The 17,153-nt window shown below is 65.7% G+C and carries 16 protein-coding genes; 10 read left to right on the top strand and 6 right to left on the bottom strand.

Features of this window, described 5'->3' with window-relative positions; genetic code table 11:
• Window positions 1-7: 7 nt before the first annotated feature.
• From J2751_RS03375 to J2751_RS03365, 3 genes are all read right to left on the bottom strand, one after another.
• Complete coding sequence (locus J2751_RS03375) at window positions 8-1,030, bottom strand: NADP-dependent oxidoreductase (RefSeq protein WP_209483142.1); 1,023 nt, start codon at window positions 1,028-1,030, stop codon at window positions 8-10.
• A gap of 146 nt (window positions 1,031-1,176) precedes the next feature.
• On the bottom strand, window positions 1,177-2,121 hold the full coding sequence (locus J2751_RS03370) for a DUF368 domain-containing protein (protein ID WP_209483140.1): 945 nt from the start codon (window positions 2,119-2,121) through the stop codon (window positions 1,177-1,179).
• Window positions 2,122-2,133: 12 nt separating this feature from the next.
• Window positions 2,134-5,328, bottom strand: a complete 3,195-nt coding sequence (locus tag J2751_RS03365; protein WP_209483138.1) for an oligosaccharyl transferase, archaeosortase A system-associated — start codon at window positions 5,326-5,328, stop codon at window positions 2,134-2,136.
• Between the two features lie 197 nt (window positions 5,329-5,525).
• On the opposite strand from J2751_RS03365, the gene J2751_RS03360 reads away from it, so the two are divergent.
• The 9 genes from J2751_RS03360 to J2751_RS03320 all read left to right on the top strand — a co-directional run bounded on the left by J2751_RS03360 (window position 5,526) and on the right by J2751_RS03320 (window position 12,496).
• On the top strand, window positions 5,526-5,840 hold the full coding sequence (locus J2751_RS03360) for a hypothetical protein (protein ID WP_209483136.1): 315 nt from the start codon (window positions 5,526-5,528) through the stop codon (window positions 5,838-5,840).
• A gap of 32 nt (window positions 5,841-5,872) precedes the next feature.
• Entirely contained in the window at window positions 5,873-6,592 is a 720-nt protein-coding gene (locus J2751_RS03355; RefSeq protein WP_209483134.1) for a metal-dependent transcriptional regulator, read from the top strand.
• A gap of 144 nt (window positions 6,593-6,736) precedes the next feature.
• Window positions 6,737-7,429 (top strand): LysE family translocator, encoded by a 693-nt coding sequence (locus J2751_RS03350; protein ID WP_209483132.1) that lies wholly within the window; start codon window positions 6,737-6,739, stop codon window positions 7,427-7,429.
• Window positions 7,430-7,483: 54 nt separating this feature from the next.
• On the top strand, window positions 7,484-8,536 hold the full coding sequence (locus tag J2751_RS03345; RefSeq protein WP_209483130.1) for an NAD(P)-dependent glycerol-1-phosphate dehydrogenase: 1,053 nt from the start codon (window positions 7,484-7,486) through the stop codon (window positions 8,534-8,536).
• Between the two features lie 72 nt (window positions 8,537-8,608).
• Window positions 8,609-9,196, top strand: a complete 588-nt coding sequence (locus tag J2751_RS03340) for a DUF420 domain-containing protein (protein ID WP_209483128.1) — start codon at window positions 8,609-8,611, stop codon at window positions 9,194-9,196.
• A 116-nt stretch (window positions 9,197-9,312) separates the two neighbouring features.
• Entirely contained in the window at window positions 9,313-10,647 is a 1,335-nt protein-coding gene (locus J2751_RS03335) for a M28 family peptidase (RefSeq protein WP_209483126.1), read from the top strand.
• Between the two features lie 60 nt (window positions 10,648-10,707).
• On the top strand, window positions 10,708-11,475 hold the full coding sequence (locus J2751_RS03330; RefSeq protein WP_209483124.1) for an alanyl-tRNA editing protein: 768 nt from the start codon (window positions 10,708-10,710) through the stop codon (window positions 11,473-11,475).
• Window positions 11,476-11,573: 98 nt separating this feature from the next.
• Window positions 11,574-11,894, top strand: coding sequence for a transcription factor S (locus J2751_RS03325; protein WP_209483123.1), 321 nt, complete (start codon window positions 11,574-11,576; stop codon window positions 11,892-11,894).
• 77 nt (window positions 11,895-11,971) lie between these two features.
• Complete coding sequence (locus tag J2751_RS03320) at window positions 11,972-12,496, top strand: hypothetical protein (protein ID WP_209483121.1); 525 nt, start codon at window positions 11,972-11,974, stop codon at window positions 12,494-12,496.
• Between the two features lie 152 nt (window positions 12,497-12,648).
• Here the strand turns inward: J2751_RS03320 and J2751_RS03315 are convergent, their stop codons facing one another.
• Both J2751_RS03315 and J2751_RS03310 read right to left on the bottom strand, forming a co-directional pair.
• Complete coding sequence (locus J2751_RS03315) at window positions 12,649-13,188, bottom strand: DUF7332 family protein (protein WP_245202576.1); 540 nt, start codon at window positions 13,186-13,188, stop codon at window positions 12,649-12,651.
• Window positions 13,189-13,231: 43 nt separating this feature from the next.
• A complete protein-coding gene (locus tag J2751_RS03310) occupies window positions 13,232-13,669 on the bottom strand; it encodes a methylglyoxal synthase (RefSeq protein WP_209483119.1) in 438 nt (145 codons plus the stop codon).
• 223 nt (window positions 13,670-13,892) lie between these two features.
• On the opposite strand from J2751_RS03310, the gene J2751_RS03305 reads away from it, so the two are divergent.
• Complete coding sequence (locus J2751_RS03305) at window positions 13,893-14,528, top strand: IS6 family transposase (RefSeq protein WP_209483117.1); 636 nt, start codon at window positions 13,893-13,895, stop codon at window positions 14,526-14,528.
• Window positions 14,529-14,981: 453 nt separating this feature from the next.
• Here J2751_RS03305 and J2751_RS03300 read toward each other — a convergent pair whose 3' ends face one another.
• Window positions 14,982-16,907, bottom strand: coding sequence for a beta-CASP ribonuclease aCPSF1 (locus J2751_RS03300; protein WP_209483115.1), 1,926 nt, complete (start codon window positions 16,905-16,907; stop codon window positions 14,982-14,984).
• Window positions 16,908-17,153: the final 246 nt, after the last annotated feature.

Below are 17,153 nucleotides of genomic sequence, written 5' to 3'. Positions count from 1 at the left end.
CCGATCGCTACTCGTTCATCGATGACGGCACTCGCACCACCTGCTTACCGATGTTGTCGCCCGAGAAGAGACCGAGGAAGGCGTCGGGTGCGTTCTCCAACCCCTCTACGACCGTCTCGCGGTGTTCGAGATCGCCGCTCGCGACCCACTCCGTGAGTCGCTCGCTCGCCTCGCCGAACCGGGTGGCGAAGTCGCCGACGAGCAGCCCCTCGACCCGCGCTCGAACGGGAATGATCTGCGGAAGCTTCCGCGGCCCGGTCGGAATCTCCTCGTCGTTGTAGTGGGCGATCTGTCCGCAGACGGCGACCCGCGCGTCGAGGTTCAGCGTCGTGAACACGGCGTCAGTGATCGGTCCGCCGACGTTGTCGAAGTACACGTCCACGCCGCCGGGTGCGGCCTCGTCGAGTGCGGCACGGTAGTCGTCGGTCCGTTTGTAGTTGATCGCGGCGTCGAAGCCGAGTTCGTCCGTGAGCCACGCGGTTTTCTCGTCGCTGCCGGCGAACCCGATCACGCGGCAGCCGTTCCGCGTGGCGATCTGGCCGACCACCGATCCAACCGCCCCCGCCGCCCCCGAGACGACGACCGTGTCGCCCGGCTTGGGCTCCCCGACCTCTAGCAGACCGAAATAGGCGGTTCGCCCGGGCATGCCGAGCACGCCGAGGTACGCCTCCGGGTCGGCGACTGCGGGATCGACCGGCGCTACGTCGTCGGCGTCGAGAGTCGCGTAGTCGGCCCATCGTCCCTCGCCGGTCACGAGGTCGCCCGCGTCGTACGCATCGCTCGCGCTCTCGACGACCTCGCCGACGATGCCGCCCTTCAACGTGTCGCCTACGTCCCACGGTTCGGCGTACGACTCGACGTCACGCATCCGGCCACGCATGTACGGGTCGACCGAGAGGTACCGGGTTCGGACGAGGAGTTCGTCGGGAGCTGGGTCGGGAACGTTCGTCTCACGGAGTTCGAAGCAGTCCACGTCGGGCTCGCCGTCCGGCCGCTCGGCGAGAAGCCACTCGCGGTTGGTGTTCGTCACGCCGTCCGTTCGCGGGCGTGTCTCAAGAGGGTTCGGACATCGGATATCCACACGGATCCGCCAGTGGGCGACGTGCCTCCGACATCGCTCACACAGGCGTTCGCGACGTACCCCCGAACCGACCGAGAAACTGCCGCCACCGAGCTTCAGTACTCTATCGTCCTCGAGTATCGGTTCAACACGAGGACCACGGCTGCTCCGCCGACGGCCGCGGCCGTGAACCGCGGTGCGGCGGCCCGCCACGATTCCCCGCTCTCGGCGAGTCGAAGCGACACCTCGACGAGCGGGGCGCGGAGCGCGCCGACGACCAGGCTGACGAGGAAGGCGACCGTCGCGGCTCGGGCGCGAGCGAGCGCGTACTTCACGGCATGGGCGATGGAGAACACGCCGACGATACCCCCAACGAGAAACGTTGCTACCGGTGGGCCCGTCGCGACGAGCACGTCGGTGCCGCTGCCGAACGCGAGCCCGGCGAGTCCGCCGACGAACTCACGGACGGCACCGGCCATGTAGTCGTACTGACCGAGCACAATCAACAGCAGCGAGCCGGAGACGCCCGGTAGGATCATCGCGCTGACGGCGACCGCGCCCGCAAGGAAGACGACGGGCAAAGAGCTACCGAGCGCGGTCGAGGCGTAGCCCGAAGCGAGAAACGCGAGCAGGAACCCGGCGACTGCGGCCGCCTTCCGGCGAGGCGTGTCGAGTTCGACGCCACCCAGAAGCACCGCCGCGCTCGCGGCGATCAACCCGAAAAAGAAGCCGTACGTCGCGACCGGTCGGGTCATAAGAAGGTAGTCGACACCGGTCAACACTGCGACGACGGCGGTACCGATCCCTGCGACGAGCACGACGAGAAACGCTCCGTCGATCTCGTGAAACGCGGCGCGGGCGTCAGGAACGTTCCGCGGACGGATTCCCGCGAGAACCCGCCCGATCCGCTCCGGGTTGATTGCGGTGACCGCGGCGATGAGCCGTTCGTAGATACCGATTATCAGCGCGATGGTACCGCCGGATACGCCGGGGACCGCGTCCGCAGTCCCCATCGCGACCCCCTTCAGATACAGTGCGACCCACTCTCGGACGTCACCCATCGCGGTAGGAGGTCACACCCGAGGCGAACTCGTCGAGACGCCGACCGTCCCGGCAACGGTCGCGACTCCCACGGACGCCGACGCGTCGATCGCGGCGGCGTCATCCCCGCTCTCGTCGGCTCCGTCCTCGGTCTCGCTTTCGTTACTGTCGTCACCATCGGTTCCGTTCCCTTCGTCCTCCGAATCGATCGGGCAGTCCGAATCGCCGGCGGGGCAGTCGAGGATACGCTCCTCGAGTTCGACGGTCGGTGTCGTGTCGTCCTCACCGATGACCTGTCCCTCGGTCACGTCGACCTCTCCGACACGCTCGGTCGTGTACAGGTCGTCATCGGTGGTCGGCTCCGTCGTGATCTCGTAGGGGCCGGCCGCCCGTACGCTTGTGTTCGTGTACCCCTCGTCGGGCCCCCACTCGTCGTAGCCCGTCGTGGAGTACGGGAGCGTCAGCGTGAACTCGCCGTCCGCGTCGGCCTCGGCGAACTGCGTGTACTCGAACGTCTCGTCGGAGTTCGGCATCTCCATCTCGACGGTCGCCTCGACCTCCTCGTTGGGCTCCGCGCCGCTCCCCTCGACGCTCGTGGACGGAACGCGCTCGAACGTCTTCACCCAGCTCGGCGTGGTGTCACGGAGCTCGTCAGCCCCCAGTCCGGTCGCCTGCTGGTCCTGGAACACCCGCTGGAGGTATCCGGGTGACTCCATGGCGCTGCTCTCCGTCGCGTGAACCAGCCGGTAGTTCTCCAGCGCCTCGACGCGCTCTTCGGGATTCGATCCGACGCCGCCGATCTGTGCCGTACCGCCCTGCTCGTCGACGAACGCCTCCGCCTCCTCCATGGTATCGAACTCGATCACGGACTCCTCCTCGGGGGAGGCCGGGGTCGTCCGCAGGTCGACGGCCTCGCCCGTCTGACTCCGGAACTGCTGGTCATCCCAGTTGACGACGATCGGCTCCGGCTCGGCCGCGCTGCCGTGATACTCGTAGAGTCGGATCATTTGGCTCTCGTAGTAGCGCTGGGTGCTGATCTCAGTGAGCGGCTGTGCGCCACCCTCGACCTCCTCGTACAGCAGCCAGTTGAAATCGTCCTGCGCGACGTCGTCGTCGGAGTAGAACGTGACGGGCGCGTTGAACTTCGCTCCCGGCGTCACCATCTGCCAGTCGACCATCACGTACCGGGTGTCGCCGCCCTCGTCGCTCTGCCGGTTCAGGACTTCGGCTGCTCCGGCCTCGTCAGGTGCAAGCAGATAGTTTGCGGCGTCAGTTGCCCCTTGTTGGAACGGATTCGCGTTCGGTATCCGTTCCGCTCTGGTGGTGATCCAGTGACCGTAGTCCCACCACGACTGGACGCCGTAGGCTCCTTCAGGGTACTCGAAGTCGTCGTCCGCCGGGCGTTCGTACGTTCCGTAGTACTCCATCGGCTCGCCAGCGCCCTCCAGTTCGCCCGGATGGGGCGTCTCGTCGTTCATCCACTGGAGGCTCTCGTCCCACTGGACGACGTCGCCCGGGCCGGTGCCAGCGCCCGCGGCCCAAACCGGAGTCGCCATGAAGAGGAGCGGCGCGACGAGCACGACGAGCACGGCCCCTACCGTCATCACCTGCCACCCCTCGATGTCGCGGAGGTTCCGGATCGACGGGAGCGAGAGCGTGTCGATCACGATCTGAAGGAAGTACGCCGCGCCGATCGCGACGATGACTGCGAGATAGTAGTTGAACCGGACCTGTGTGAACGCCATGCTCGTGATGAACGCCGCCCAGACGACGAAGTAGAGCTCCTCCGTGTCATAGCGGACGAGGAACGTCGCACCGACGATGAAGGCCGTCGCGATCAACAACCCGAGCAGCTGCCAGCTGATGCCGACGACCCCGCCGAGGACTGCGTAGAGGTTCGGCACCGCGTACACCGAGCCGACGACCGCGAAGGCGGCGACCGCGTACAGCGTGTGATTCGTCTCGTCGCTTCGCACGAGCGGACGCACGAGAACGAAGAGGACCGCAAACAGCGCCAGAAAGAAGACGAGGCCGTACTGTGAGAGAACGAACTCCGCGAAGCCGCTGGTCTGTAGCGGCGGGGCGGCCTCGCCGATGGTACGGGTGGTCGCGCCCGCGCCGAAGGCGATCGTGTTTTCGATCTCGCTCGTGACCGTGTCCCAGAGCGGCGTCAGAACGACGGCGACGAAGCCCATCGACACGAGAAGGAGGCCGCCAACTGCGGGCGGGTACGTGTCGACGTCGAGCTCTCGGGAGTCCCACTGTCGTGCGAGCCACGCGAGGAACACTGCCCCGAGCGCGACGCCGAGGGGGAGCACGACTTGGGTGAGCGAGTAGTCAGTGACGCCGAACGAGAAGTCGTCAAGCGGGATCAGCTGCATTAAGCCGGCGACGGTCATCGAGACCGCGGCCGCGAAGGCGATCGGCTCCGGAGTCCGACCGTGGGAGACGTCACTCGTGATCTTGATCGCGACGAAGATCCCCGTGAAGCCGACCATGAGAACGCCCGGCTGCCACGTCCACATATAGAGGCCAAGCGAGCCGCCGGCCGCGACGGCGTAGGCTGCCGGCTTCTTGAGAGCAGCCCAATCCCGGTCGAGGAACAGTTCCCACACCGGCGTCTCCCGTTCGGCCACGGCGAAGGCCGCGAGGAATGTCAACACGGCGAGCACTTGGAAGAAGATCTCACCCGCGTGGTGATCGTTGAACCCGACGAGCGTGTAGCTGAAGAACGTTCCCGGGAGGAGCGCGAGGACCGCAACTCCCGCGACGGCGGCGAAGCGGTCGACGAACCGCCGCGCGATGAGATACGTGGGGACCGCAACGAGGGTGCCGACGATCGCCGACATGAGGAGCATGACACGCATCGCACCTTCCTCACCGCCGCCCGTGATCGGCGTGGCGGCGAAAACGAACACCGCCGTTATCTGGTCCCACAGCGTCCCGAACTGACCGACGTGACTCCCGAAGGGGAATCCCGTCCATGCGTCGAACGGCATGGTGTTCGGGTAGTTCTCGAGGAGATACATCGTCTCGCGGTAGTGATACCACGGGTCGTTTCCGCGGAAGTAGACCTCGCCGTCGACGATGAAGTTGCCGTACGACTGGACCCGTGTCAATAGCATGAAGGCCACGATCCCGAGGAGGGCCGGGACGTGGTACCACTTTTCGAGCAGACCGAGCGCCGAGTCGCTCGATCCGTCGCTCGAATCGCGTTGCTGGCTCATTGTACGATGTGACTGCTAAAATCGCAATAAGCCTTGTTATATATTCGGAGAGCGTCGGTTGGCTGGAAGGCGTTTCCGATGACGTCTCCACGGGTTCAGCCGTCGGTGTCGGAGGACTCAGGCGTGTCGGCGGGAGTTCAGCGGACGGTTTCGATGGTGGCGAAATCGTTTTTTGTTTCGGCCGAGACGCGTCACGTATGTCTCTCGCCCTCCCCTTCGACGCCGAGGACGCCTTCAACGGAGTGTTCCTGTTCGTTACGACTCTCTTGGGGTTCTTCGGAGGCGGGTTTATCGGACTCCTGATCGGGTTTGCCGCCGGATACACCTACATCGACCTGACGCGTCGTGTCGCCGATCTCGAAGCGACGGTCAACGCCCTGATCAGGGAGAAGGAGACGCTCCGGCAGCGACTCGATGAGGTGGACGGCGATCGCGTCGGCGGTGCGACCGACGGCGGCGTCGACGTGACTCGTGAGGGCGTCGCTCGATCGGAGGACGAACGGTCCCGGTAGATATTTGAATCGTCTCCCGTAACGGTATATAAATGCTCAGCGACGTGATGGAGGACTACCTCAAGGCGATCTACGTCCTTCAGGCCGAGGAGGGGCCGCCCGTCTCGACGTCCGCCATCGCCGAGTACGTCGACAAGACTCCACCGACGGTGACCGATATGGTTTCCAAACTCGCCGATCGCGACCTCGTCCACCGCGAGCCATATAAAGGGGTCGAGCTCACCGCCGAGGGCGAGGCGGTCGCGCTGGAGGTCGTTCGGCACCATCGCCTCCTTGAGGCGTTCCTCGCGGACCAACTCGACTACGACTGGAGCGACGTCCACGCGGAGGCGGACGCGCTCGAACACCACATCTCCGAGGAGTTCGAGCGCCGGGTCGCCGAGGCGCTCGGCGACCCCGAGTTCGACCCCCACGGCGACCCGATCCCCGGCGCGGATCTGGATCCGATAGACGAGGGAAGCGGTCTCCGGCTATCGGATCACCCGGAAGGGGATAGACTCGTCGTTACGCGCGTTTCCGACCGCAAGGAGGCGGAGTTGGAGTACCTCGCCGCCGCGGGGGTCACGCCGGGAACGACGATCGAGGTCGTCGATGTCGCCCCGTTCGGCATGATAACCGTCCGAACTCCCGAGGGTGAACAGAGCCTTCCGACCGAGATCGCCCGGTCGATCCGCGTTGAGGACGCGCAGGACGCACCCGACGAGAACGCCGACCCGACCGGGGACGACGCCGACGTCCGGGACCCCGCCTGAGTCGACTGCGGCCTCTACCGAGTCCGTCGAGACGCCTTCCGATCCGTTTCGACACCTAACGTCGTACATCAACGCGGAACCGTCAACAGTGTTCATCACCTTCCGTTCGCGAGCTTTTTCACCGAAACGGGCGTCAGGACGGGTGTGAACACGGTCGGAACGATCGCCGTTGGAGCGGTGTTCGGGTTGGCACTCGCCGCGCCCCCGGGGCCGATGAACGCGGTCATCGCCGAGGAGTCGGTGTTGCGCGGCTGGGTCGCCGGCGCTCGGGCGGGACTCGGCGCGGCGACCGCCGACGTGGTCTTCTTCCTCCTCGCGTACGCCGGCGTCGTCTCCCTCATCGAGTCGGCACCGAGGGTTCAGGTACTCATGATCGCTGCCGGCGGCGTCCTCATGTGTTACTTCGCGATCGGTGCGGCCCGCGGCGCGCGGGCGTCGTTTCGCCCCACGAGCGGCGAGGATCCCATGGTAACGGACGGGAAGGGGTTCCGCAAGGCCCTCGTGTTGGCGCTGACCAACCCGTATCAGGTGCTGTTCTGGCTCACCGTCGGCGTCGGGCTGCTCCGTCCCGGCGACCTCGACGTGCTCGCGCCGCTGCCACTCGTCGGCGACGGGCTGGCCGGAACGCTCGTCGTCACTACCGGCTCGCCCGCGCTGATCGTCGGGTTCTTCCTCGGCGTGCTGGGCTGGGTGACGCTGTTTCCGGCCGGGCTCGTGCTCGCCGAACGGCGCATAGAGGCGTTCTCGCCCGTCGTTGCTGTCGGATCGGCGCTCGTGCTCGCCGGGTTCGGCGTCTACTTCCTCGTCGACGCCGCGACGACGATGCTGGCGTGGTGAGGGGCACCATCCGACATGGATAACGGCTTTCACGTGGCGGCGTGAGGAACCGGTATGTTCGAGAAGTCGACGTGGATCAAGCTCCCGCGAAACGTGCTCGTCGGCCACGGCGTCATCGAGGACCTCGGGGCGGCGGTCGGCGAGCTGTACCTCACCGGGCGACCGCTGATCGTGACGAGCCCGACGCCGAACGAGATCGCCGGCGACCGGGTGCGCGCGCAGTTCGACGACCCCGCGACCGCCGTCGTCGAGGAAGCCTCCTTCGACTCGGTCGAGAAGCTGATAGAGCGGGCCGAGGCGGTCGATCCCGGCTATCTCATCGCGCTCGGCGGCGGCAAGCCTATCGACACCGCGAAGATGGCCGCCGACCACCTCGACGTCGGCTTCGTCTCCGCCCCGACGGTCGCCTCACACGACGGGATCGTCTCCGGTCGCTCGTCGATCCCCGAAGGCGACACCCGGCACTCGGTCGCCGCCGACCCGCCGCTCGCTGTCGTCGCGGACACCGAGTTCCTCGCGAACGCTCCGTGGCGGCTCACCACCGCGGGCTGTGCGGACATCATCTCCAACTACACCGCCGTGAAGGACTGGCGACTCGCCCGCCGGCTCCGCAACGTCGAGTACAGCGAGTACGCGGGCGCGCTCTCGGAGATGACCGCCGAACTGCTCGTCGAGAACGCCGACATGATCCGGCCCGGGTTGGAGGAGTCCTCGTGGGTTGTCGTGAAGGCACTCGTCTCCTCGGGGGTCGCGATGTCGATCGCGGGCTCCTCGCGGCCCGCCTCCGGCGCGGAACACCTCATCTCCCACCAACTCGACCGGACCGCCCCCGGGAAAGCGCTCCACGGGCATCAGGTCGGGGTCGCGTCGATTCTGACCGAGTACCTCCACAGCGGCGAGAACGGCGAGTGGCGGGCAATTCGGGACGCACTCGACTCCCTCGACGCGCCGACGACCGCCGCCGAACTCGGGATCGACGACGCGGAGCTGATCCACGCGTTCACCCACGCCCACGAGATCCGCGACCGGTACACGATCCTCCAAGGCGGGATAAGCGAGGAGGCGGCGATAGAGGTGGCGACATCGACGGGCGTCATCGAACGATAGCGCTGTCCTCGTTCGGACCCGATCGATGGGAGAACCCGAAGCCGACTTATCGCTCCGCTCCCTCCGTCCGGTATGTCCGCAGCCAGCGTTCGCGAGCGCGTCAAGCGCCGCCCCGCCGCGACCGTCGCCCTCCTCACCGTCGTCGGCTACGGCGCGGTGCTCGGCGCGTTCCTCGTTCCCGGTTTTCAGGCCCTGTTCCCCGACCTCTCGCGGTCGACCGTCGATGTCATGACGCACGCGATCGCGGCCGTCAACTCCCTCACGGTCCTCACGCTGTCGCTCGGGTGGTACTGGATCCGCAACGACGAGGTACGGAAACACGCCGCCGCGATGGCCACGTCGTTCGCGCTCATCCTGTTGTTTCTCGCGATCTACGTTCCGCGCGTTGCTGGCGGCGGAACGAAGTACTTCGACGGGCCGGAGCTCGTCGGCACCGTCTACCTCATCATGCTCGCGATCCACATTCTGCTGTCCATCGTCGCCGTCCCCGTCGTTCTCTACGCGCTCCTGTTGGGACTCACACACTCGGTGAACGAGCTTCGAACGGAGACGCCACACGCCACAGTGGGCCGGATCGCCGCCGGGTCGTGGCTGCTCTCGCTCGTGCTCGGCGTGGTGACGTACGTTATGTTGAACCACATCTACGGGTTCACGTACTGATCCTCCGTCGAACACGACGCGTCTTGACGCGCCGCCGGACCACGGAACTGAGCGCGGGAACCGGCCGGGGTTCCGCCATCGAACCGCTTAACGCGCTCCCGAGAGCAGGGGAACGCATGACCGAGTGGATCGGCGACACGTTCACGAGCGACGTCGGCTGGAACCACCTCGAAGCTCTCGCCGACGTCGGCAACCGGATGGCCGGCTCCGACGGGGAGCGCGCGGGGCTCGAACTGACGCGTGACGCGTTCGCCGCGGTCGGCGCGCGCAACGCCCGGATCGAGGCGTTCGAGATACAGGGCTGGGAGCGCGGCGACAGCGCCGTCAGCCGGGACGGAGATACCCTCGCCGCGGGGGACGGTTCCTGTATCGCGCTCCCGCGAAGCCCGGACGCGACCGCGACCGGCGAGCTCGTCGACGTCGGCTACGGGACTCCCGAGGAGTTCGAGTCCGCCGCCGCCGAGATCGAGGATTCGATCGTCGTCGTCTCCACGACCGTTCCCGACGAGTTCGACCGGTTCGTCCACCGGCGCGAGAAGTACTACCGCGCCGTCGACGCGGGTGCCGCCGGGTTCGTCTTCGCGAACCACGTCGAGGGGGGCCTTCCACCCACGGGGAGCATCGGCAGCGAGACGGAACCGATCGGCGCGATTCCGGCGGTCGGCGTCAGCAAGGAGGCCGGCGCGCGACTTACCCGGCGGTACGAGGGCGAGGAAGTGACCGTCGACATCGACTGTGCGACGCCGGACGCGACGAGCGGGACCGCGTTCGCCGAACTCGGTCCCGACACCGACGAGTACCTGCTCGTCTCCTCGCACGTCGACGCCCACGACATCGCGGAGGGAGCGATGGACAACGGGGCCGGCACCGCGACGATAGTCGAGGTCGCTCGCGCGCTCGCGGACCGCGAGGGAGAGTTGGAGACGCGGGTTCGGTTCGCCGCCTTCGGCGCGGAGGAGGTCGGCCTCGTCGGCTCCTCGAAGACGGCCGACGGCGTCGATCCGGGCGCCGTCGGAGCCGTCGTCAACGTCGATAGCAACGTGTTCGGCCGCACCCTAAAACTCGACCATCACGGTTTCGACGAGCTGGAAGCCGCCGGCGAACGGCTCCGTGAACGGTTCGACCACCCGGTCGCGCTCGGCGGGGAGATCGTTCCCCACAGCGACCACTGGCCGTTCGTCCAGCGGGGGATCCCCGGCTACATGGTGTCGGGCGAGACCGAGGACCGCGGACGGGGATGGGGTCACACCGCGGCCGACACCCTCGACAAGCTCGACGTTCGGAACCTCCGGGAGCAGTCGATACTCCTGACTGCGCTCGTCGTCGACCTCGGCCGTGAGGGGGTCTCGGTGGACCGGGGTGACACGGACCGGATCGCGGCGGAACTCGAGTCGACGGGGGCGGCCACGGGAATGAAACTCACCGGCGACTGGCCCTTCCGATCGAAATAGAAGCGACGGACGCTGCCGCCGCAAGCAGTATATAACTGTTCGCGGTCGTACCGAGACGGTATGACCGAGCAGCTACACCTCGACGACGACTCGCTTCTGGATTTCCAGGCGACCGTCGAACGAGCCCTCAACGACCGGGTCGTCCTCGATCGAACGGGCTTTTATCCGACCGGCGGCGGGCAGCCGCACGACACGGGAACGCTCCGCGCCGTCGACGATCCGGACCGGCGATGGCGGGTCGTCGACGTCGAGAAGACGGACACCGTGTATCACACGCTCGAACCCGTTGGTACCGACGAGTCGGCGCTTCCCTCGCCCGGAACCGTGGTGGCCGGCGAGGTCGACTCGGACCGTCGGTCCGCACACGCTCGGTACCACACCGCACAACACCTGCTGTCGGCGCTGCTGCTCGACGCGTTCGACGCCAGAACGACCGGAAACCAGCTGTACGCCACCCACGCCCATCTCGACGCCGCCTACGACCGGTTCGATGACGAGGATCTCGGACGGATCGAGGACCGTCTCAACGAGCTCGTGGACGACGATCGGCCCGTGAACAGCTACACGATGGACCGGGCGGCCGCGGAGGAGTCGCTCGATACCGACCGTACCCGGATCGACCTCCTCCCGGACCCGATCACGGAGCTCCGGATCGTCGAGATCGGCGACGCCGGAGGCGATTCCGCCGGGGAGCCGTACGACCGGACCGCCTGTGCGGGGACCCACGTCGGATCGACGGGCGATATCGGCGAGGTCGTGGTCACGGGACGTGAGACGAAGGGGAGCGACGAGGAGCGGATCCGGTTCGTGCTCGCCGACCACGTCTGAGGGCGGCGACCCGGCCACGCTCGCCCATCCGACGTGGCGGGTAACACGCGCCGACATCGGATCCCGCCGCTTATGTATCGGCCGTTGTAGGTTCGGCCATGAAGTTCTGCGACGAGTGCGGTTCGATGATGAAGTCCGGCGAGGGCGAGGACCACTGGGTGTGTGGCTCCTGTGGCTACGAAACCGGCCGCGACGCCGAGACGGACGCGTGGATAACCGAGTCCCAGGAGGAGTCCGAGATCATCGACGTCAGCGATGCCGAGGACAAGGGACTCCCGAAGACGACGGCCCACTGTCCGGAGTGTGGCAACGATCAGGCGTACTGGTACATGCAACAGATACGTTCGGCCGACGAGTCCGAGACCCGCTTTTTCGTCTGTACCGACTGCGAGCACAAGTGGCGCGAGGACGACCACTGACGCGAACGCCGGCACGAGTGACGACGCGATCCCGAACCACCCACGCTATTTAGTCGCAGTCATCCGAAACGGGGCGTATGCACCCTCCGATCATCCCCACGGATCGGCTCGACGGGTGGCGACAGGTCGAGCGTACGACCGAGCGGCCGTTCGCCGCCGGTCCCGTCTCGGTGACGGCCGGAACCGTCAGATACGAGCGCACGGACCGCGACGAGCCGCGCCCGTTCTTTTTCGCGAGTCGACTCCGGATCCGTCCGGGCGGAACGCCGAACCCCGCGCTCACCCGCCTCGTCGAGAACCGCGCACGAGCGGGGTTCCGCGACCGTCTCGGCGACCGTGACATCGAGGCGGTCGAGACCCGCAGCGAGCGGTCGATCCGCGTCGACGACCCGGATGCCTCCACGGCAACGCTCGTCACGTACCGCGCGCGCTGTGTCCTCCCCGCAGGAGGCGTCCCGGTCGAGGCATTGCTCGCGGTTTGGGAGTCGGGCGAGTATCTCATCGCCGGTGGCGCGTATCGAGTCGACGAGGGCGACGACGTCGATGCCGACGACGCTCGCCGGGAGCTCCTCGGACTGGTTCGCGGCGTCCGCGCCGACTGACCGGGACTGGACTTCGGCGCCGACGGTCTCGATCTCACGGTCGCGTTTCCGGAGCGGACGCTTCTGGAGGCGACGATCCACGCGACGACGAGGGTCGCCGACGCCCACGAGGCACTCCGCGAGTCCGGCGAGCCGCCGGAGACGACTCCCGACTAACAGGGAACCGTTCCCGCCGCCGACCCCACCGGCGGACGGTCCTCTCGGTGTTCGGAGTCGCCGACGACACCGTCGAACATCGGTAGTCGGAGCTCGTATGCGTACAGGAGGTCGAACGCCGCGAACGGGTTCGTGCCGTTGGTTATCAGTCCCGGCGCGTCGACCCGAACGCCGGCGGCGAGCGTCACGAGCGGGTCGCCGTCGAGCGACCCCGCGAGTTCGACGCCGAACTCGTCGCCGGCGGCTGGGTCGGTGAGCACGGAGGCGTGAACGACCGCGTCGATCGTCGCCGATCCGTTTCCGATGGAGAGGGGGTACCCCTCGCCGACGAAACACGTTGTGGGCGGCACACTCGCCCGCTGTGGATCCCCGACACCGCCGTCGGCCGTCCCGCCCACCGCGGATCCGGTCCCGGGCGTGGCGGCGACTGCCCCGATACCCGAGGTCGCCACGAGAACCGAGAGGAGCACGGCAAAGACGAGCGTCGTCGATCCGCCCGATCCCGACGCGTCACGTCCCGGATCCCCGAGTCCCATCGCCCGTGACTACGCGACACCGAACATAAACCTCGGCACCCGGTTATCCGTCCTGATACTCCCCGTCCGCGAGCGGCGACTCGTCGTCGATCAGGTCGTCGTTGACGGTGGTGTCGCCCTCGAGGAGCCCGTCGACGAGCAGCTCCGCCGACGCGAGGTTCGTCGCGACCGGGACGTCTTTCACGTCACAGACACGGAGCAGCGCGGAGATGTCCGGCTCATGGGGTTGTGCGGTGAGCGGGTCCCGGAGGAAAACGAGCCCGCCGATCTCGCCGTCGGCGACCATCGCGCCGATCTGGAGATCGCCGCCGAGCGGTCCGGACGCCTGCCGGTTCACCGGAAGCCCGGTCTCCTCGGCGATCCGTTTCCCGGTGGTACCGGTCGTTATCAGTTCGTGGTCGACGAGAGTGTCCCGGTGTGCGTTCACGAACGCGACCATCTCGTCTTTCAGTTCGTCGTGGGCGATAAGCGCGATCCGCATACGCCGCGTACCTCGCCGCACGACTTAAAAGGTGAGTCGAGGAAGCGCTGCTACCGGAGCCTGAGGCGTTCCACGCGCGGTGTGTGTCGACCCGCCTCGATCGATGCCGGGAGCGGGTCTCTCAAATCAGTAGCGACGAGAGCGTATTTAAAAAGAACGTGAGCGGCTGCGGCGGTGTTCAGATAAGGATTGAAAAGTGAGGCGGTGCGTTTTCAAAGTGTCTATGCCCGAAAACGCACGCCTCAGCGGCTGTTTAGACGAGATCAACTTAGACTTTGTGGAGCGAGAAGCAACACCGAAGCTGTTGATGAAGCTCAGTATTCAGCTTCATTTGTCTGGATTATCGCTTTCAAATACTGTTTCGTTTCTTGAGGTATTCGGTGTTGATCGGGTTCGATCCACTGTTCATAACTGGGTTCACAAGGCCGATTTACAGCCGGAATCTGGTCGGTGCCCGAATCACGTTGCGGTCGATGAAACGGTGATTCAGCTTGACGATGAACAATATTGGCTGTACGCTGCTGTCGATCCGAAATCAAACGATCTGCTACATACAAAGCTTGAACCGACAAGAACGAACGTGATCGCCGATCAGTTTATCTCGGAACTCCGCGAAAAACACGATGTAGACGACGCGATCTTTCTTGTTGATGGCGCGGTTCCACTTCAGCGAGCGTGTCGGAAACACGGGCTCGATTTCAGATACGAACGACATGGAAATCGGAACAGCGTCGAACGTGTCTTTCGTGAGGTAAAACGCAGAACTACCAGTTTCTCAAACTGTTTCAGCAACGCAAAAGCAGAAACTGCTAATGAGTGGCTCAGATCGTTCGCATTCGCATGGAATCAGCTTATCTGAACACTACCGCGGCTGCGACGATCACTTATAAATAAGCGATGCGGCCCCTCCGGCAGCCGGCGCTACGCGCCGGCGACGACGGCGCGAGGTCGTCGAGCGTCGCCCGACTGCCTGAGAATTCTCGCTCACAACCGGCGGCAAAGCCGCCGGTGACGAGGTTGGGGAGGCGTGAGGTGCGAGTGCTGTGCGGGGTGGGACTCAAACGGGCAGTCGCCGGGCCACGTCCGGCTGCCCGAGGCGCGGAGCGCCTCGCTGCCCGCATGGCTGGGGCTTTGGCGGTCGTCACCGGCGATCCGTCGTCTTCGATTTATAAACGATCGATCGGACTTGTACATTCATCCACCGTGCTCTCGATTACTTATAAACAGCCGCCAGTAACACCACTAGCCCACTTATAAACAACTTCCACACCGTACTGCGAGACTCACTCCCGAGATCGATGGCCGAACCCGGCTACTTGAATCGGAACGTTTCGAGGTTCTTCGGCGCGAACGTCCGCATATTGTAGTCGTGATACAGCGCCGACGAGAGGTCCTGTACGGAGCGCTCGTCGCCGTGGACACACAACACCTTCTCGGGACGGGGGTTCATCGTCTTCACGAAGTTCTCCAACCCCTGTCTGTCGGCGTGGCCAGAGAAGCCGTCGACGACCTCCGTTCCCATCTCCAGTGTGAGCGTGTCGCCGCGGCTACCGCCTCCCCAGCCGTCGACCGGGATCTCATCCCAGCCGTTCTGGATCCGGCGGCCGAGCGTTCCCTGCGCTTGGTAGCCGACGAAGACGAGATTCGAGTCCGGGTCGGGACCGATGTGGCGGAGCCACGACATGATCGGGCCGCCCTCGATCATCCCGGAGGTGGAGATGACGATGCACTGATCGCCGTCGGCGACCTCCTGTCGCTCGTCCTCACCGGCGTCGATGTGGTTGAACTGGTCGGCGAGGAACGGGTTCTCGTCGTCGTGGAAGATCCGGTCGCGGAGATCGTCACGCAGGTACTCGGGGTACGTCGTGTGGATGGCCGTCGCCTCCCAGATCATCCCGTCGAGGTGGACCGGCATCTCGGGGATGTCGCCCTCCCGCATCGCCTCCTCCAACACGAGCATGATCTCCTGTGAGCGCCCCACGGCGAACGCAGGGATGACGATCTTACCGCCCTGGTCGTACGTCTCGTTGATGACCTTCTTAAGCGCCTCCTCGGAGTCGGCTTGGTCGGTCTGGTAGTCGTCGCGGCCGCCGTAGGTGGACTCCAGAACGAGGGTCTCGACCCGGGGGAAGTCGTTGACTGCGCCGTTGAACAGGCGGGTGTCCTCGTAGTGGATGTCGCCGGAGAAGGCGACGTTGTAGAGCCCGTCACCGATGTGGAAATGGGTGACCGCGCTGCCGAGGATGTGACCCGCGTTGTGGAAGGTGAGTTTGATGTCGGGCGCGATGTCGGTGACATCGCCGTACTCCAGCGGGATCGTGTGTTTGATCGCGTCGCGGACCTGCGCCGACTCGTAGGGTGGCGTCCGACCGTCCTTGGCAGCCACGTCGAGGTAATCGAGCGTGAGCAGCCCCATCAGGTCACGGGTCGGCTCCGTCGTGTATATCGGACCGTCGTATCCGTACTTAAACAGCAGCGGCAACAGCGCGGAGTGGTCGAGGTGAGCGTGGGTCAGGATGACCGCGTCGAGCGTCGCCGCACCCGCGCCGAGCGCCTCGGGGACCTGTAGGTACGGAACCTCTCCCTCCGCGCCGGGCTTGTCTCCGCAGTCGATGAGGACGCGCGTCTCGGGCGTCGAGAGAATGAATGCCGCACGGCCGACCTCGCGACAGCAGCCGAGCGTCGTGATCCGGACCCACTCGTCGTCGGACATCTCCTCGCGATGGATCTGTCGACCGACTCGTTCGAGAATGTCACGGCGCTCCTCGCGTTCGTTTTTCAGGAATCCGCGGACGTTCGAGACGGTCGAGGACTCGATCGGCGGCGTCCGGACGACCTCCGGGGTCCAGCCGACCTCCTGAGTGATCTCCCGGAGCGTGGAGCCGCGGCGGCCGATCACCATCCCGGGCTTTTCCGCCTCGATGACGACCTCGCCGGTGTCCTCGTGGAAGTCGAGCGACGTGACGCCGGCCTCCTCGGGGATCACCTCGCGTACCTCGGATTCCGCTCGCGCCGGAGGCGAGAGAACGGTCGGGTCGGGTCGGACCGTGATCCGTTTCCGGAGTTTGGAGGCGAGACGCCGGACGAGGTCTCCGTCACCGGCGAACCGCTTGGGGTCGCGCGTGTAGACGACTAGTTCCGGGCCCTCGTACGTGACGTCCGTGACGCTCACGTCGTCCGGGACCTCCTGTTCTATCGTGGATTTCAGGTTCTCGAGTTTCGTATCGACTTGACTCATAGCTCACTGCGGGCCGTGGGGGGTCGCTACCGCCGTCCGGCCACGTCGGATCGAGACGTACCGCGGCGTCGATCGGTCGGCCGTGACGGGGGTAGGCATAGTGGAAGTACTGTCCGTAGCGTACCGTGCGGGAACAGCCAGCGAAAACCCGCTTAGAAGCAACTACACTCCCTTCGTTATAAAAGGCTTCCCAAAACGGGAGCTTTCGCCCGTTCGTCCCGAGGCCGTTTCCACAACACCGATACG

It is taken from the genome of Halorubrum alkaliphilum (assembly GCF_017873815.1).
GTDB classification, from domain to species: Archaea; Halobacteriota; Halobacteria; order Halobacteriales; family Haloferacaceae; genus Halorubrum; species Halorubrum alkaliphilum.
Note: the sequence above shows the minus strand (reverse complement) of the source record. Positions and strands in the feature narration are given on the sequence as shown.

Coding starts and splice junctions, on each gene's coding strand:
- J2751_RS03340 (WP_209483128.1), top strand. CDS start 8,609: ATGTCCGCAGCCAGCGTTCGCGAGCGCGTCAAGCGCCGCCCCGCCGCG.
- J2751_RS03305 (WP_209483117.1), top strand. CDS start 13,893: ATGCCCGAAAACGCACGCCTCAGCGGCTGTTTAGACGAGATCAACTTA.
- J2751_RS03320 (WP_209483121.1), top strand. CDS start 11,972: ATGCACCCTCCGATCATCCCCACGGATCGGCTCGACGGGTGGCGACAG.
- J2751_RS03300 (WP_209483115.1), bottom strand. CDS start 16,907: ATGAGTCAAGTCGATACGAAACTCGAGAACCTGAAATCCACGATAGAA.
- J2751_RS03335 (WP_209483126.1), top strand. CDS start 9,313: ATGACCGAGTGGATCGGCGACACGTTCACGAGCGACGTCGGCTGGAAC.
- J2751_RS03325 (WP_209483123.1), top strand. CDS start 11,574: ATGAAGTTCTGCGACGAGTGCGGTTCGATGATGAAGTCCGGCGAGGGC.
- J2751_RS03315 (WP_245202576.1), bottom strand. CDS start 13,188: ATGGGACTCGGGGATCCGGGACGTGACGCGTCGGGATCGGGCGGATCG.
- J2751_RS03330 (WP_209483124.1), top strand. CDS start 10,708: ATGACCGAGCAGCTACACCTCGACGACGACTCGCTTCTGGATTTCCAG.
- J2751_RS03345 (WP_209483130.1), top strand. CDS start 7,484: ATGTTCGAGAAGTCGACGTGGATCAAGCTCCCGCGAAACGTGCTCGTC.
- J2751_RS03310 (WP_209483119.1), bottom strand. CDS start 13,669: ATGCGGATCGCGCTTATCGCCCACGACGAACTGAAAGACGAGATGGTC.
- J2751_RS03365 (WP_209483138.1), bottom strand. CDS start 5,328: ATGAGCCAGCAACGCGATTCGAGCGACGGATCGAGCGACTCGGCGCTC.
- J2751_RS03355 (WP_209483134.1), top strand. CDS start 5,873: ATGCTCAGCGACGTGATGGAGGACTACCTCAAGGCGATCTACGTCCTT.
- J2751_RS03370 (WP_209483140.1), bottom strand. CDS start 2,121: ATGGGTGACGTCCGAGAGTGGGTCGCACTGTATCTGAAGGGGGTCGCG.
- J2751_RS03360 (WP_209483136.1), top strand. CDS start 5,526: ATGTCTCTCGCCCTCCCCTTCGACGCCGAGGACGCCTTCAACGGAGTG.